This window comes from Bacteroides sp. 43_46 (genome assembly GCF_001915455.1).
In the GTDB taxonomy this organism is placed as follows: domain Bacteria; phylum Bacteroidota; class Bacteroidia; order Bacteroidales; family Bacteroidaceae; genus Bacteroides; species Bacteroides caccae.
On record NZ_MNQN01000096.1, the window covers coordinates 24,656 to 41,502 of the forward strand.

Consider the following 16,847-nt stretch of genomic DNA (forward strand, 5'->3'; position numbering starts at 1 on the left):
ACTACAATGAAAAAAGTAACAAAATATATAGCTTTATTAATTGGAGGAATAGCATTGCTAAGCATGGCTGCTTGCTCCGATGATGATGGACGTACTCCTTCTCCGGCAGTTGATCCCAATTGTATTGGTGCTTCTTTTGTGGGAGATAATATTGGATATGAAGAGTTGGAAGATACTGATCCTAAAGAACTGACGTTGACAATTAGCCGGGATAAGACAGAGGCGGCTGCAACTGTTGCAATTGAGGTACAGGCTAATACGGAAAATATTTTCAACATCCCTCAGAGTGTTAGTTTTGCAGCCGGACAGGCAACGGCTGATCTGGTTATAACTTTTGAAAATGCACAGCTAAAAGAGGAGTATTCGTTTCAAATCTCATTGGAAGCTGCTGCCGTTAATCCATATAAAGGAAACGGACATGCTAGTTTCACTGTTCAATGTTTGAAATGGGTGGATGTTTCGGGAACATTTGCTTTCAAAGACTGGGTATTTGATGAATATAATGCTGGTAAAGAATATAATGTAAAAGTACAACGTGTAGATGGCGAGAATCGTTATCGCATTGTTGATCCGTTCTCGCAAGCTTTGGCAGAGTCAGGAGAAGAAGTTGGTGAACCGGATGAATATTTGTTCTTCACGATTAATCCGAAAAACAATGGAGTCGCTTTCGATAGTTATAATACCGGGTACTTGACAGAAGAAGGATCAGATATCCTAGGATTTAGCTCATTGGACTATTTAGGGGTAGATGATGTGGATTCTAAATATGATCCGACAAGCCATAAGATGACTCTCAATGTCTATTATTACGGGGATGGTCTGATTGGACAAAAAGAATCTGTGCTTACAGTGCCGGATGACTTTAAATTGATACTTGAGGATGAGTGATTCGAATCTAATCAATATTTGAAAGACGATTAACATGAAGAAATAGATCATTTCTTCTTGACAAGAATAAATAGAGAGTATGTTCGCGTTTTAAAAAAACGTAAGCATACTCTCTTTTATTATCTCATTGAAATCATTATCTTTGTCCCCGTGTTATATAGGAAAGAAAAAAGTAAAGAATGAAAGAATTTGTAATATCCGAAGCCAAAGTAGAAATAGCAGTGCTTGTGGGACTCATCACTCAGACGCAGGATGAGCGTAAAACGAACGAGTATCTGGATGAATTGGCGTTCCTTGCCGAGACGGCTGGGGCGGAAGTAGTGAAACGATTTACGCAGAAGTTGCCGACAGCTAACTCGGTGACCTATGTCGGTAAAGGAAAATTGGAGGAGATTAAACAATATATCCGGAACGAGGAGGAAGAAGAACGTGAAGTGGGAATGGTTATCTTTGATGATGAACTTTCTGCGAAACAGATACGTAATATTGAAGCTGAGCTGAAAATTAAAATACTTGACCGTACATCACTGATTCTCGATATATTCGCGATGCGTGCTCAGACTGCTAATGCAAAGACGCAGGTGGAACTTGCCCAGTATAAATATATGTTGCCACGCCTGCAACGACTCTGGACTCACTTGGAACGCCAGGGAGGCGGTTCCGGAGCCGGTGGCGGTAAAGGTTCCGTGGGGCTTCGCGGACCGGGAGAAACGCAACTCGAAATGGACCGCCGTATCATCTTGAACCGTATGTCGTTACTGAAAGAACGTTTGGCAGAGATTGACAAGCAGAAAGCTACCCAGCGCAAAAATCGTGGACGCATGATACGCGTTGCATTAGTAGGTTACACTAATGTCGGAAAATCAACCATGATGAACCTTCTCTCGAAGAGCGAAGTGTTTGCCGAGAACAAACTATTTGCTACTCTGGATACCACTGTGCGTAAAGTGATTATCGATAACCTGCCGTTCTTGTTATCCGATACGGTAGGATTTATCCGTAAATTGCCGACTGATTTGGTCGATTCGTTCAAGTCGACGCTCGACGAGGTGCGTGAAGCGGATTTGCTTGTGCATGTAGTCGATATTTCTCACCCCGGATTTGAAGAACAGATCGAAGTGGTAAACAAGACACTTGCCGAAATTGGCGGCGGTGGCAAACCCATGATACTTGTATTCAATAAAATAGACGCTTACACCTATGTGGAGAAAGCGCCGGATGACCTTACCCCCCGAACGAAAGAAAACTTAACACTCGAAGAACTGATGAAGACGTGGATGGCAAAAATGGAAGACAACTGTCTCTTTATTTCCGCCCGCGAAAGAATCAATATGGACGAACTGAAAAGCGTAGTTTATCAACGAGTGAAAGAATTACACGTTCAGAAATACCCCTATAACGATTTTCTTTATCAGATCTACGAAGAGGAGGAATAATTAATCAATGTGCTGCTTTGCTGATTGGGGGAAGCGGCACATTACTTATATTTATTAATATGAAAGATTATCGTAGACTAACTGAAGATGAAGTGCTTCAGTTAAAGAGCCAGTCGTGTCTGGCTGATGATTGGGGAAATGTATCAGTTGCAGAGGGGTTTAATTGTGAGTACGTTCATCACACCCGTTTTTCGGGAGAAGTGAAACTGGGTGTATTTGATGCTGAATTTACATTGCCGGGAGGCATCAGGAAACATTCCGGATTGCGTCATGTAACTTTGCACAATGTGACAGTAGGGGATAACTGCTGCATTGAAAACATTCAGAACTACATTGCTAATTATGAGATCGGTAATGATACCTTCATTGAGAATGTGGATATCATTCTGGTGGACAGGCTTACTACTTTCGGTAATGGGGTAGAGGCGACAGTTCTTAATGAAACAGGAGGGCGTGAAGTACTCATTAACGACAAGTTGTCAGCGCATCAGGCCTACATATTGGCGTTGTACCGTCATCGTCCTGAACTAATCAATCGCATGAAAGCGATTACGGATTACTATTCCAATAAGCACGCTTCTACTGTCGGCAGTATTGGTGATCATGTGATGATTCTTAATACAGGTTCAATCAGAAATGTCAGGATTGGTGATTATTGCCACATCTGTGGAACCTGTCGGCTGACCAATGGCAGTATCAATAGTAATGTGACGGCACCTGTGCATATCGGTCACGGGGTGATCTGCGACGACTTTATTATCTCTTCCGGTTCAGACGTGGACGACGGAACGATGCTAAGCCGTTGCTTTGTCGGACAAGCTTGTAAACTGGGACACAATTATTCTGCTTCCGACTCGTTATTCTTCAGCAACTGCCAGGGAGAAAATGGAGAAGCGTGCGCTATCTTCGCAGGCCCTTTCACGGTGACTCACCATAAATCGACTTTGTTGATTGCCGGAATGTTCTCATTCATGAATGCAGGTTCGGGATCTAATCAGAGTAATCATATGTATAAGTTGGGACCGATTCATCAGGGGACCATGGAAAGAGGGGCAAAAACGACTTCTGATTCATATATCTTATGGCCGGCACGTGTCGGAGCTTTTTCTTTGGTAATGGGACGTCATGTAAACCATGCCGACACTTCCAATCTTCCTTTCTCCTATTTGATAGAACAACGGAATACCACTTATCTGGTTCCCGGAGTGAATCTGAGAAGTGTCGGGACAATCCGTGACGCCCAGAAATGGCCGAAACGTGACAAACGGAAAGATCCGAACCGGCTTGATTATATCAATTATAACCTTTTGAGTCCATATACCATTCAAAAGATGTTCAAGGGACGTTCTATTTTGAAGGAATTGAAACGGGTATCCGGCGAAACCTCTGAAATCTACTCTTACCAGAGTGCAAAGATCAAGAATTCTTCTTTGAATAACGGGATTCGTTTCTATGAAATTGCCATCAACAAATTCTTGGGGAACTCTATCATAAAACGGTTGGAAGGCATTAATTTCCAAAGTAATGACGAAATCCGCCAGCACCTGAAACCGGATACGGAAATCGGTGTCGGCGAATGGGTGGACATCTCCGGACTGATTGCTCCCAAGAGTGAAATAGACCGATTGTTGGACGGTATCGAAAACGGCTCTATTAACCGCCTGAAATCTATTAATGCCAGTTTTGCGGAAATGCATGAAAACTATTACACGTATGAATGGACCTGGGCATATAATAAGATTCAGGAATTTTATGGCTTGAATCCGGAAACGGTAACTGCTCAGGACGTGGTTACTATCGTGAAAGCATGGCAGAAAGCTGTGGTAGGGTTGGATAAAATGGTTTATGAAGACGCAAAGAAAGAGTTCTCGCTTTCTTCAATGACCGGATTCGGTGTTGATGGTTCTCGCGATGATATGAAACAGGATTTCGAACAAGTACGTGGTGACTTTGAAAGCAATACATTCGTGACTGCAGTTTTGAAACACATCGAGGACAAAACTGCTTTAGGAAATGAACTGATTAAACGAATCGAACATATACAATAAGTGAACCAAACTATGAATCGATGAGCGGTGGACATTGTACAATAAAGTACAATTCGTTCACCGTCTTCATTTGTACCTCGTCATTCTCCGTTATTCATTCTTAATTCTTCTTCTTTCCTTTCTCATTCTTCATTCTTAATTATTACCTTTGCCTCACTAACTAACATTACGTAATAAAATAAGAAACTTATGGCAACACCTCCGTTTAAGTATCAACCCATGTTTGAAAAGGGAAAAGATACAACTGAGTATTATCTGCTTACGAAAGACTATGTGTCGGTAAGTGAGTTTGAAGGAAACCCTATCCTGAAAATTGAGAAAGAAGGTCTGACTGCAATGGCCAATGCTGCTTTCCGTGATGTATCATTTATGCTTCGTCGTTCGCACAACGAACAGGTAGCAAAAATCTTGAACGATCCGGAAGCCAGCGAGAATGACAAGTACGTGGCACTGACTTTCCTGCGTAATGCAGAAGTGGCATCGAAAGGTATACTTCCATTCTGCCAGGATACCGGTACTGCTATTATTCACGGTGAAAAAGGACAGCAGGTATGGACAGGGTATTCTGACGAAGAGGCTCTTTCGCTGGGTGTTTACAAAACATATACTGAAGAAAATCTGCGTTACTCTCAGAATGCACCTCTGAATATGTATGATGAGGTAAATACAAAATGTAACCTTCCTGCACAGATTGACATTGAGGCTACTGAAGGTATGGAGTATGAATTTCTTTGTGTAACAAAAGGAGGTGGTTCTGCCAACAAAACATATTTGTATCAGGAAACAAAGGCAATTCTGAATCCGGGTACATTGGTTCCGTTCCTGGTTGAAAAGATGAAAACATTGGGAACTGCTGCTTGCCCTCCTTACCATATCGCTTTCGTTATCGGCGGTACTTCTGCCGAAAAGAATTTGCTGACAGTGAAGCTGGCTTCTACTCATTTCTATGATAACCTGCCGACAACAGGAAACGAATATGGTCGTGCATTCCGTGATGTCGAACTGGAGAAAGAAGTATTGGCAGAAGCTCACAAGATTGGCCTTGGCGCTCAATTCGGTGGTAAATATCTGGCTCATGACGTACGTATCATTCGTTTGCCCCGCCATGGTGCTTCTTGCCCGGTAGGTTTGGGAGTATCTTGCTCTGCCGACCGTAACATCAAATGTAAAATCAATAAAGAAGGTATCTGGATTGAGAAACTGGATTCAAATCCGGGCGAACTTATCCCGGCAGAATTACGTAAGGCAGGCGAAGGCGATGTTGTGAAGATTGACCTGAACCGTCCGATGTCCGAAATACTGAAAGAGTTGACTAAATATCCGGTATCTACCCGTTTGTCATTGAATGGTACGATTATCGTAGGTCGTGATATTGCTCACGCCAAGCTGAAAGAACGTTTGGACCGTGGCGAGGACCTGCCTCAATACATTAAGGATCATCCTATCTACTATGCAGGTCCGGCAAAAACTCCGGAAGGCATGGCTTGTGGTTCAATGGGCCCGACTACTGCAGGACGTATGGATTCGTATGTGGAACTGTTCCAGAGTCACGGTGGCAGCATGGTTATGCTGGCGAAAGGTAACCGTAGCCAGCAAGTGACGGATGCTTGTCAGAAATATGGTGGTTTCTATCTGGGCTCTATCGGTGGTCCGGCAGCTATCCTTGCTCAAAATAATATCAAGAGCATCGAATGTGTGGAATATCCGGAACTGGGCATGGAAGCTATCTGGAAGATTGAAGTAGAAGATTTCCCGGCATTCATTCTGGTAGATGATAAGGGCAATGACTTCTTCAAACAGTTAAAACCGTGGAATTGCACTAAATAATTTGTTTGCAGTTCTGATTCAATAAATGATTTATTTAAGGGATACCTGTCAAATTCGTATAGGCATCCCTTTTTTACTAACTCTCTTTTTCTAATCACTAACTATTATGAAACCACCGACAATCGAATTAAACAATCCGAAGAACCAACATATCGTCTGGTTGGATGTAGTACGCCTTATTGCCATGTTTACAGTTGTTTGCTGCCATTGTACCGACCCATTCAACTTCTATCCGGGCACAGCTCCCAATATTGGGGAAATAAAATTGTGGGGAGCCATTTACGGTGCTGTACTTCGTCCGTGTGTGCCTCTGTTTGTAATGATTACAGGCGCATTGCTCTTGCCTGTCCGGGGTGACGCTTCTACTTTTTATAAAAAACGTATTCCCCGTGTTTTTTATCCGTTCTTAATTTGGTCTATTATCTATAATCTTTTCCCTTGGATTACCGGCTTATTGGGGTTAGACCCAAAGATTATCCTTGATTTCTTTCCTTATTCCGGTGAAGAAGTGATGCAGCAATCCCTTTCAGTAGCTATACAATACATTCTGACAATTCCTTTTAACTTCTCCCTTTTGGCAGTGCACATGTGGTATATCTATCTGCTTATCGGACTCTATCTTTACCTGCCTGTTTTTTCGGCATGGGTGGAAAAAGCTTCGCAACGGGCTAAGTTAATGTTCCTGCTGGCTTGGGGAGTGACATTGTTGCTACCTTATTATTATCAGTTTGTTTCCTCTTACTTATGGGGCTCTTGCTCTTGGAATTCTTTTGGAATGTTATATGCATTTGCCGGTTTCAACGGATACTTATTGTTAGGACATTATCTGAAAGATCTCGATTGGAGCCTGAAGAAAACATTGGCAATCGGTATTCCGATGTTTGTGGTGGGGTATGTCGTGACGTTCTTTGGTTTCCGTTACATGACAGCTTTGCCGGATTGTACGGACGAAATGTTGGAACTCTTTTTTACCTATTGTTCTCTCAATGTGGTGATGATGACAATTCCTGTATTTATGTTGGCTAAGAAAGTCAATGTCCGTTCGGAAAGAGTACGGAAGGCATTGGCTAACCTGACCGTATGTGGTTTCGGTGTCTATATGATACATTACTTCTTTACCGGTCCGTCAGTGGTATTGGTAAGAACACTCAATATACCTATTCCTTTACAGATACCGATAGCTGCGATAGTCGCTTTTCTGGTGTCCTGGTTGATTGTAAACTTGGTGAATCGTATCGGTAAACCTGCTAAATACATCATGGGATAATCTGTAAAACGATATACTATAAACGCGATAAACGGTGAACAAACTGTGCAATATGCTGCCAGTTGTGTTCACCGTTCATCGTTTATTATTCACGTAGTTTTTCTATTCTTCCAGGTATTTTGTAATCTTTCCGCTGATTTGCAGCAAAGAGATCTCGCAAAGTTTGGTGTTATATTCTGCGGAGAGGATGCGTTCTTCTGCATCCAGCAAACTCTTTTGTGCTTCACGTACCTCAAAACCGGAAAGGTCTCCCTGTATATAACGATCCATGGCAATATCGTGATTATCTTTGGCAGTTACGAGGTTCTGACGTTCCAGATTCAGTAATTGAAGGTTGTTGCGATAAGCCTGCCATAAATTACTAAGGTCGGAGCGAAGGGCAAGCTCCAATTCCTGACGTTCCAGACGGCGGTTCTTGAAGGCAAGGGTTGCATTCCGCTTTTCACGGCGGCGGTTGCCGTCGAATATATTAAATCCGACAGTTACTCCGGCATTGAAGCCCAAGTTTCCCCTCCGGCTGGTTGCATTAATATCGTACTTATTAAAGGTATATCCATATCCCGTATTCAGTTTAAGGTACGGATAGTTACGTGAATTTACCTTTTTATAATCCAATTGCGCAAGTACCGTATTCTGATCTGCTTTCAGTAAAGAAGCGTTCGTTGCCAGTGTGCCATTCCATAACTCCTCAAATTTCAAATCCCCATGTACGTCGATCGTGGAGTCTTTGATTATAATAGCCTGATTAACATTCTTGTTAGCCATTAGCTCATTTAACTGGATACGCGATGAGTGCAGCAATTCCTGTTGTTTGATATATTGAGCACTGTCTGCATTGAAGTCTACTTTCGCCTGTTGATAATCCAATCCTGAGAACTTTCCGACAAGATGACTCGCTTCTGCTATACGCAGGCGTTCTTTGGAGAGCGACATTGCATAATGAAAGTTTTTCAGACGGATCTTCTGTTGGATAAAGTTGTAATATTCCGAGGTCAGGTCCGCAATGAAATCCTCAATGGCGATACGGGTGTTAGTTTCTCCCTGACGTTCCAATTCCTTCAACTGTTTGTACGTTGTACTGATATTGAATCCGTCGAAAATAGTCCAGTTGAGGTTAAGCCCGACGTTGACGGTCTGGTCATAGACCCCATTGTTTTTTGTAATCTCTCCGGTGGCACGGGCCTTACTTTCAATATTATCCAGGTTTCCGGTATATCCGGCAGAGAAATCCAATGTAGGGAAGTATCCTGCATTCCCTAACGTTGCATTGTTCTTGCTGATTTGTTCCTCGTTATGGACGATGCGCAACGAGTAATTGTTTTGCAGTCCTTCCTCCAAACACTCTTTCAGTGTGAGGACTTGTTGCGCCTTCGCAGTAGAAACTGACAAGAAGGCACATGCGGTAACTATATATATGATACGTTTCATGCAAATTCCTTTCTGTTTCATTCGGTTAGTTTTTTGATTCGGTTGGTCGAGATATAACTGTAAATAGCCGGTACGATATACATGGTAAGTAGGGTAGAAACGACCATACCACCTACTACTGCCGTACCCATGGCAATACGCTGATTACAGCCTTCTCCGGTGGCGAATGCCAACGGGATAAGTCCCAGAACTGTAGAAGCGCTTGTCATAAGAATCGGGCGGAGACGTTGCAGGGCGGCATCTTTGATAGCACTCATTTTATCCTCTCCGGCCTCCTGTTTCTGATTGGCAAATTCCACAATCAGGATACCGTTCTTTGCCACTAGACCAATCAGCATAATAATACCAATCTGACTGAAAATATTCATTGTTATATCTCCGAAATACATGAATACCAATGCTCCGGCAATAGCCAACGGTACTGTCAACATGATAATCAATGGATCTTTAAAACTCTCGAATTGCGCAGCCAGAATCAGGTAAATCAGAAGAATAGCCAAGACAAAGGCAAACATCAGACTGGAAGAACTCTCACGATATTCTTTGGAGTCACCCGCCAAAGCTGTTCGGAACGTGTCGTCCAATGTTTCCTTGGCAATCTTATCCATTTCGTCCAGTCCTTGTCCGATCGTTTTTCCGTCTGCCAATCCTGCGGAAATAGTAGCTGATACAAATCGGTTATACCGGTATAACTTTGGAGGAGCGATACCACTTTCCAACTCAATCAAGTTATCCAACTGAATCATATCCCCATTGCTGCTGCGAACATAAATGGCTTTCAAATCGGCCGGCTTATTCCTCTGCTGACGATTGATCTCGCCGAGAATCTCGTATTGCTTTCCGTTCATATAGAAATATCCCATACGCTGGCCACTCAATCCGTATTGCAATGTTTGAGCAATATTCTTGGTACTAACTCCCATGATACTGGACTTGTCACGGTTAATCTGAATACGGGCTTCCGGCTTACTGAACTTCAAGTCTACGTCTGCCATCTGAAAGACCGGATTCTCATATACTTTAGCCATAAACTTGGGCAGTACTTCTTCCAGCTTCTCCAGATTAGTAGCTTGAAGCACATACTGGACAGGCATACTTCCACGACGTCCTCCGAAAGAAGACTGCTGTTGCACAAACGAACGTGCCATTGTCTTGCTCCGTATTTCTTTCGAAATCTTTTCGGCAACTTCCATTTGCGTGTAGTTACGATCTTTCATGTCTTTCAGCGTGATACGCACGTTTCCGCTACCACTGGATACACGGGCGGTAACAGATTCTGCGTCAGGAAGAATGGAATCGACAAGCTGGTTGATATCTTCCGTATAATCCCGAATATATTCATAAGTGACACCCTCTGCACCTCGTGTGTTGATACTGATTTGAGAACGGTCTTCAAGAGGAGCCATTTCCGCAGGAATAGCATTCCATAGAACTCCAATCAGGCAAATAGTAATAAAAGTGAAAGGAAGGGCAATCCAACGTTTGTTCAAGAAAGCAGCTAGCGAACGGCTGTATAGCCGGTTCATGCCTTCAAAGAACGGTTCGGTCTTTGCATAGAACCAGCTTTGCTTTTCCCGTTTGATCAGTAGTTTGGTTGCCAACATCGGAGTGAAAGTCAGTGCCGCGAACGAAGAAATGATAACCGAACCCGAAATTACGATACTGAACTCTCGGAATAACCGTCCCGTCATACCGTCCATGAAGACAATCGGGAAGAATACGGCAACCAGTGTGATCGTCGTTGAAATAACAGCAAAGAAAATCTCTTTCGCTCCTTCGATCCCTGCCTCTTTCGGGCTCATTCCCTTTTCAATGCGGATGTAGATATTCTCCGTCATAACAATCGCATCGTCCACCACCAGTCCCACGGACAACACAATGGCAAGCATGGAAAGTACATTAATAGAGAATCCCGCCAGATACATAACGAAGAATGCTCCGATAAGGGAAACGGGAATCACGATACATGGTACCAGTGTCACACGCCAGTCGCGCAGGAAAAGGAAGATGATGATGATAACGAGTACAAAAGCCTCATATACAGTAGACTTAACCTCATTGATAGACGCACGAATAAATTTGGTGTTATCAAACCCATAATTATAGTGCACGTCTTCCGGCAAGTCTTTTTTCATTTGTTCCATACGCTGGTATACAGCGTCGGCGATTTCAATATGGTTTGCACCCGGCTGTGGAATTACTACCACGCCGACCATGGGTACGCCGTTCATCTTCATGTAGCTCTTGATGTCGGCTGGCCCCAACTCGGCACGTCCGATGTCACTGAAACGTACAATTCGGTTGTTCTCCTCCTTGATAATCAGGTCATTGAATTCATCTGCCGTGTGCATCAGTCCTAATGTACGGATCGTCAACTCGGTAGTATTTCCTTCGATACTACCGGAAGGAAGTTCTACGTTTTCATTGTCAACTGCATTTTTTACATCGATAGGAGTAATTCCGTAACCTGCCATTTTCACAGGGTCGAGCCAGAGACGCATGGAGTAACGTTTCTCTCCCCAGATAGACACACTACTTACATCGGAAATTGTTTGCAACTGTTCTTTGACTGTCAAATCTGCGATTTCACTCAACTCCAGCAGCGAACGTTTGTCACTTTGAAGAGCAACCATTAAGATAGGCATGGCGTCCGCATCCGCTTTTGATACGGTAGGAGGGTCACAGTCGCGAGGTAAATAACGTTGTGCACGTGAAACTTTATCACGAACGTCGTTTGCGGCGGTTTCCAGGTCGACAGACAATTCAAACTCTACGGTAATACGACTTTGTCCTTGCTGGCTGACACTGGATAAAGAACGGATACCGGGGATACCATTGATATTCTGTTCCAATGGTTCGGTTATCTGATTTTCGATAACATCGGCATTAGCTCCCGGATATGAGCAACTAACAGAGATAATCGGATTATCTACTGACGGATATTCGCGGACACCCAGATAATTGTACCCGATAAATCCGAACAGGAGAATAATGATTGTCAATACAGTGGCTAATACCGGGCGGCGTATACTTAATTCGGATATATTCATAAGGCGCTGGTATTAATCAATGTTATCAAGTTTCACAACCAGTCCGGTGCGGAGCTGCAGTGTTCCTGAAGTAATGATTGTATCTCCCATGTGTAGTCCTCTTATCACTTGCACTTCGGATGCTGTACGGATACCGGTAATAATATCCACCGGTTCGGCTTTCCCCGATTTATACAGGTAGACTTTATCTTTCCCCATTTCCGGCACAATAGCTTCCGTAGGGATAGCGATTGCATCGGGAATCTCTTCCTTTTTCAATAAAACACTGGTATAGCGTCCCGGCAGCAGGATGTGGTTTACATTCGGATAAAGTGCGCGGGCTGTGAATTGGTGCAGATTCGGGTCGATTGCCGATTCTACTGCATATACTTGTGCGCCGAAGGCATCTAGTTTACCTTCAACGCTGAAATTCAGGTTGGTTCCTTTTTTAATCTGCTTGGCATAACGTTCCGGTACGGAGAACTCTACTTTCAGCGGGGCGATTTTAGTCAGCTTCGCAACGACAGTGGTCGGAGAGGCGTACGTGCCGACACTGACCTGTCGGAGTCCGATAATCCCGTCAAACGGGGCACGGAGCTCGGTCAATTCGATATTCGCTTTCACTATTTCAATATCGGCATTCAGCGTTGCTAAATCTGTCTTAACTTGTTCGTAGGCTTCCTTGCTGACTGCATCCCGTTTCAGCAGGGCGTCCTGACGGAAAACACGGTCTTCTGCCAGTTTCAGTTGTGAAACCAGTCGTTGTAGTTGTGCCTGTAACTGTCGGTCGTTTACCTTGGCTAGTAACTGGCCTTTCTTGACAGGCGTACCTTCTTCAAAGTTGATTTCGACTATTTTTCCGGAAGTTTCGAAAGACAAATCTACTTCTTCATCTGGTAGAAGTACACCGGTAGTCGTAAATTCATCCGTCAATAATTGTGGTTTTATGACTTTGGCATTTACGTTTAAGATTTGTTTTCCTTTTTTTTGATTACCACCCATTACTTTGTCGGCGGCTGCCAGTTCGTCGTTTTTCTTTGGTAATCGTGAGTAGATTCCTCCTCCGATAATTCCGGCACCAACGAGGATAATGATGCCCCATTTAGTTTTCTTATTCATGGTTTAGTATCGTATGTATAGCATGTTATATAATATCTTCACAAACTTAGACACTCTCTGAAAGGAAAGGTTTAATGAGAGAAATGGTAAAAAAGAGTTAATCAATCGAAAGAAAAAAAGAGTGCTAGTAAGCAGCCCGGTACTTTCCTTCTTCTTTATCCTCCAGCATATTCAGATAAGAAGTATAGCGGGATTCGCTGATTAAATGCTCCTCTACCGCTTTGCGCACAGCACATCCCGGTTCGTGACGATGCGTGCAGTTGCCATATTTGCACTCGGCGGAAACTTTGAATATTTCAGGAAAATAATGACCAATTTCTTCTTCCTCCATATCGAATGTTCCGAAACCTTTGATGCCCGGAGTATCAATAATATATCCGTCTCCGTCTACCGGGAACATTTCGGAGAAAGTGGTGGTATGCATTCCCTTATTGTGATAAGTGGAGATTTCGCCGGTTTTTGTTTCAATTCCCGGCAGTATAGCATTGATAAGAGTCGATTTCCCTACTCCCGAATGTCCGGAGAAAAGAGTAATCTTACCTTCGAGCGCCTTTTTGATTTCGTCTAGTCCGTCACCGTTCTTTGCGGAAACCTTGAAACAAGGGTAGCCGATATGCGTATACAGGTTAATAAGTGCGTCCAGATAATGCAATTCTTCTTCGTTGTAAACGTCTACCTTATTAAATACTAATTTGACGGGAACCCGATAGGCTTCTGCGGACGCAAGAAAACGGTCGATAAAAATGGTGGAAGTCTCGGGATAGTTGACAGTTACCACCAACATACATTGGTCGAGGTTGGCGGCAAGTATATGCGATTGTTTAGAAAGATTGGAAGAACGACGGATGATGTAGTTCTTCCTATCTTCTATTTCGTTGATAAAAGCAGTGCCCTCTTGATTGGTTATAATCTGAACACGGTCGCCCACGGCTATCGGATTGGTACTGCGAATCCCTTTTAACCGGAAATTACCTTTGATCTTACATTCAATAAATTGTCCGTCGTCGGTTTTCACCTGGTACCAACTGCCCGTGTTTTTGATTACTAATCCGTGCACTTGCTTTTTGTTTTTTAAACGGTCATGATTTCTTTATCCTTTTCAGCCAGCATATCATCTATTTGCTTGATATACTTATCGTGGATTTTTTGCAGTTTGGCTTCCGCATTCTTCTGTTCATCTTCTGCCAATCCGTCTTTTACAGCTTTTTTCAGTGCGTCGATACCGTCACGGCGGGCGTTGCGTACGCTCACTTTGGCAGTTTCACCTTCTCCTTTACACTGTTTGGCCAGTTGTTTACGACGTTCTTCGGTCAATGGGGGAATACCGATACGGATTATTTCACCATTGTTTTCGGGCATGATGCCGAGATCAGAGTCGATAATGGCTTTTTCGATTACACGGAACATACTTTTGTCCCACGGCTTGATAGTGATGCTGCGTGCATCAGGAGTCGTTACGGCTGCTACATTGCTGATAGGAACCATGCTTCCGTAAGAATCTACGCGGATACCGTCCAACAGTCGGGTACTCGCTTTTCCGGCGCGGATATGTGCCAGCGCTTCTTCCAGATACATAATGGCCATATCCATTTTCTCTTGTGCATTGTCAAGGCAAGTCTTTACGTCTACCATATTTTTTGATAATTAAAGTTGCTATTCGATTGATTAAGTAGCAAAAGTATATTATTTTTTGTTCACCTGCAACAGCATACTCATCTTTTTTATGAGTGACTTACCGATGATGATTAGGGTAACTGCTGTAATAATCATCAGAATACCGACCATTAAGCGGGGTGTCAGCTTTTCGTGAAACAGAAGGACACCGAAAAATAAAGCGGTCACAGGTTCCAGAGCCCCCAGTATGGCGGTCGGAGTGGAACCTATGTAATGGATAGCCAATGCTGTGCAAACCAGTGATACGGCAGTAGGCAGGATAGCCAGTGCCAATACATCTCCCCAGAGCCACGCGGTAGGTATCACTTGCAAATCCGTCAGGAAGTTCAGACGGACGATGTAGACCGACAGACCGAACAAAATAGCGTAAAAAGTGAGTTTTGTTGTCGATAGGTTTTTCAGTGTCGAGCGGTTGACACCTACTATATATATGGCATAAGATAGCGATGATAGCAGGACAAAGATGATTCCAATGGTAGACAACGGTTTGCCTCCGTCTCCCTGATAAAGCAGGGCAATGCCGGCGAGAGCCAGTAGAATGGAAAAGACGGTGATTGCTGAAATCTTCTCTTTAAAGAACGCTCCCATAATGACCGCTACCATTACCGGATAAACGAACAGGATCGTTGACGCGATTCCTGCATCCATATAGTTGTAGCTCATGAACAGTAGTAAGGAAGAAAACGAAAACAAGAATCCCATAATAACCAGCGGAAGAATATCCGCTTTACGAAGGGCGAAAGATTGATGCTGCATCTTCATCAGTATCCCTAGTACGATGACAGCAAAAAAGTAACGATAAAATAAAACAGTATCGACGCTCATGCCGGCTGCATAGAGCGGGAGTGTAAAAAGAGGATTCATACCGTAACTTGCGGCGGCAATCGCTCCATAAATAAAACCTTTGGTTTTGCTGTTCATTGCTTTAAGTCTTTAAAATGGCGTGCAAAAGTACACAGTTCACTGATGATAAACAAGTGTTTAGCCTGTTGATAGTATAATTTAATCTTTCGTGTGCTAAAAACTATTATTTCGGCTGCATAAAACTAATCCTGTTTATGCGATCGGAAAATTAAATAAGTGTAGCCGGAAGAATAATTCTTAGGCAAATAGGGAAACTATATGCACGGAAGAAATTGTACCCTTAGAACCAAATCGCCTTTTTCATTGTATCCTATCCAATGCTTGGGAGTTTCTCGTCTTGTACAGATAAACAGGGGGCAGGTAAAATCCGGCTTCTCGGATTTGTTGAAGAAATTTATAGAAATTAATAGCGATAATGCGATAGGAGAGTATATATGCTCTGTCTATCGCTCATCGCTATAATAAATCCTAATTCCCTTATTTACCGGGAACGTCCTCTTTTTATAATTAGTTGTGTACAATTGTACCTATTTCTTCTCCGCTGATTACTTTTTTCAGATTGCCTACCGTATCCATGTCGAAAACGACAATGGGCAGGTTGTTTTCTTTGCACATACAAGTAGCCGTCAGATCCATTACTTTCAGGCCACGTTTCAGCACTTCATCGTAAGTGATGTCGTGGAACTTGGTTGCCGTAGGGTCTTTCTCCGGGTCGGCTGTATAAATGCCGTCCACACGAGTCCCTTTCAGCATCACGTCTGCCTCGATTTCGATTCCTCTCAATGAAGATCCTGTATCGGTAGTAAAGAAAGGATTTCCCGTTCCTGCAGACATGATGACGATTTCACCGTTTTCCATGTGTTCGATCGCTTTCCACTTACTATAAAATTCGCCGATCGGTTCCATGCGGACTGCTGTAAGCACACGGGCTTTCACCCCGGCAGCTACCAAGGCCGAACTCAATGCCAGACTATTGATAACAGTTGCCAGCATCCCCATTTGGTCGCCTTTCACACGGTCGAATCCTTTATTGGCTCCACTCAAACCACGGAAAATGTTTCCTCCGCCAATCACGATGCCGATCTGTACGCCTTGTTCATGAATTTCTTTGATTTGTGCAGCATATTCTGCCAGTCTTTTTTCATCAATGCCATATTGCTTTTCGCCCATAAGGCTTTCTCCGCTTAATTTCAGCAAGACTCTTTTATACTTTGCCATACCTTTTTTATTTTATTATTTGCCGCAAATATAGAGATAATTTATTGGA

12 protein-coding genes and 1 pseudogene are annotated in these 16,847 nt (G+C 43.3%); 6 read left to right on the plus strand and 7 right to left on the minus strand.

Annotation, left to right across the window (positions count from 1 at the left end):
* The first annotated feature begins 6 nt into the window (after nucleotides 1–6).
* The 5 genes from BHV72_RS07235 (at nucleotide 7) to BHV72_RS07255 (ending at nucleotide 7,466) form a co-directional block, all read left to right on the plus strand.
* The gene (locus tag BHV72_RS07235; RefSeq protein ID WP_022041462.1) at nucleotides 7–888 is read left to right on the plus strand and encodes a hypothetical protein; all 882 of its coding nucleotides are present in this window, start codon (nucleotides 7–9) and stop codon (nucleotides 886–888) included.
* A gap of 179 nt (nucleotides 889–1,067) precedes the next feature.
* On the plus strand, nucleotides 1,068–2,324 hold the full coding sequence (gene hflX / locus BHV72_RS07240; RefSeq protein WP_022041463.1) for a GTPase HflX: 1,257 nt from the start codon (nucleotides 1,068–1,070) through the stop codon (nucleotides 2,322–2,324).
* 59 nt (nucleotides 2,325–2,383) lie between these two features.
* Nucleotides 2,384–4,372, plus strand: a complete 1,989-nt coding sequence (locus tag BHV72_RS07245; RefSeq protein WP_122295810.1) for a DUF4954 family protein — start codon at nucleotides 2,384–2,386, stop codon at nucleotides 4,370–4,372.
* Nucleotides 4,373–4,561: 189 nt separating this feature from the next.
* Nucleotides 4,562–6,199, plus strand: coding sequence for a fumarate hydratase (locus BHV72_RS07250; RefSeq protein ID WP_022041465.1), 1,638 nt, complete (start codon nucleotides 4,562–4,564; stop codon nucleotides 6,197–6,199).
* Between the two features lie 106 nt (nucleotides 6,200–6,305).
* Entirely contained in the window at nucleotides 6,306–7,466 is a 1,161-nt protein-coding gene (locus tag BHV72_RS07255) for an acyltransferase (RefSeq protein WP_022041466.1), read from the plus strand.
* Nucleotides 7,467–7,568: 102 nt separating this feature from the next.
* Here BHV72_RS07255 and BHV72_RS07260 read toward each other — a convergent pair whose 3' ends face one another.
* The 6 genes from BHV72_RS07260 to BHV72_RS07285 form a co-directional block, all read right to left on the minus strand.
* Nucleotides 7,569–8,915, minus strand: a complete 1,347-nt coding sequence (locus BHV72_RS07260; RefSeq protein ID WP_005678650.1) for a TolC family protein — start codon at nucleotides 8,913–8,915, stop codon at nucleotides 7,569–7,571.
* Nucleotides 8,912–11,944, minus strand: a complete 3,033-nt coding sequence (locus BHV72_RS07265) for an efflux RND transporter permease subunit (protein WP_005678651.1) — start codon at nucleotides 11,942–11,944, stop codon at nucleotides 8,912–8,914. The genes BHV72_RS07260 and BHV72_RS07265 overlap by 4 nt, the downstream gene beginning before the upstream one ends.
* A 12-nt stretch (nucleotides 11,945–11,956) precedes the next feature.
* A complete protein-coding gene (locus BHV72_RS07270) occupies nucleotides 11,957–13,042 on the minus strand; it encodes an efflux RND transporter periplasmic adaptor subunit (RefSeq protein WP_286855516.1) in 1,086 nt (361 codons plus the stop codon).
* Between the two features lie 124 nt (nucleotides 13,043–13,166).
* Nucleotides 13,167–14,099, minus strand: coding sequence for a ribosome small subunit-dependent GTPase A (gene rsgA / locus BHV72_RS07275; protein WP_022041468.1), 933 nt, complete (start codon nucleotides 14,097–14,099; stop codon nucleotides 13,167–13,169).
* Between the two features lie 14 nt (nucleotides 14,100–14,113).
* Nucleotides 14,114–14,674, minus strand: coding sequence for a ribosome recycling factor (frr, locus tag BHV72_RS07280; RefSeq protein ID WP_005678654.1), 561 nt, complete (start codon nucleotides 14,672–14,674; stop codon nucleotides 14,114–14,116).
* A gap of 51 nt (nucleotides 14,675–14,725) precedes the next feature.
* Nucleotides 14,726–15,637: a DMT family transporter gene (locus BHV72_RS07285; RefSeq protein WP_286855519.1), complete on the minus strand. Its 912-nt coding sequence runs from the start codon at nucleotides 15,635–15,637 to the stop codon at nucleotides 14,726–14,728.
* Nucleotides 15,638–15,937: 300 nt separating this feature from the next.
* Here BHV72_RS07285 and BHV72_RS19635 point away from each other — a divergent pair.
* Nucleotides 15,938–16,042, plus strand: a pseudogene (locus BHV72_RS19635) (DUF4369 domain-containing protein); the annotation flags it as partial.
* A 45-nt stretch (nucleotides 16,043–16,087) separates the two neighbouring features.
* On the opposite strand, the gene pyrH reads toward BHV72_RS19635, so the two are convergent.
* Nucleotides 16,088–16,798, minus strand: a complete 711-nt coding sequence (pyrH, locus tag BHV72_RS07290; RefSeq protein ID WP_022041469.1) for a UMP kinase — start codon at nucleotides 16,796–16,798, stop codon at nucleotides 16,088–16,090.
* Nucleotides 16,799–16,847: the final 49 nt, after the last annotated feature.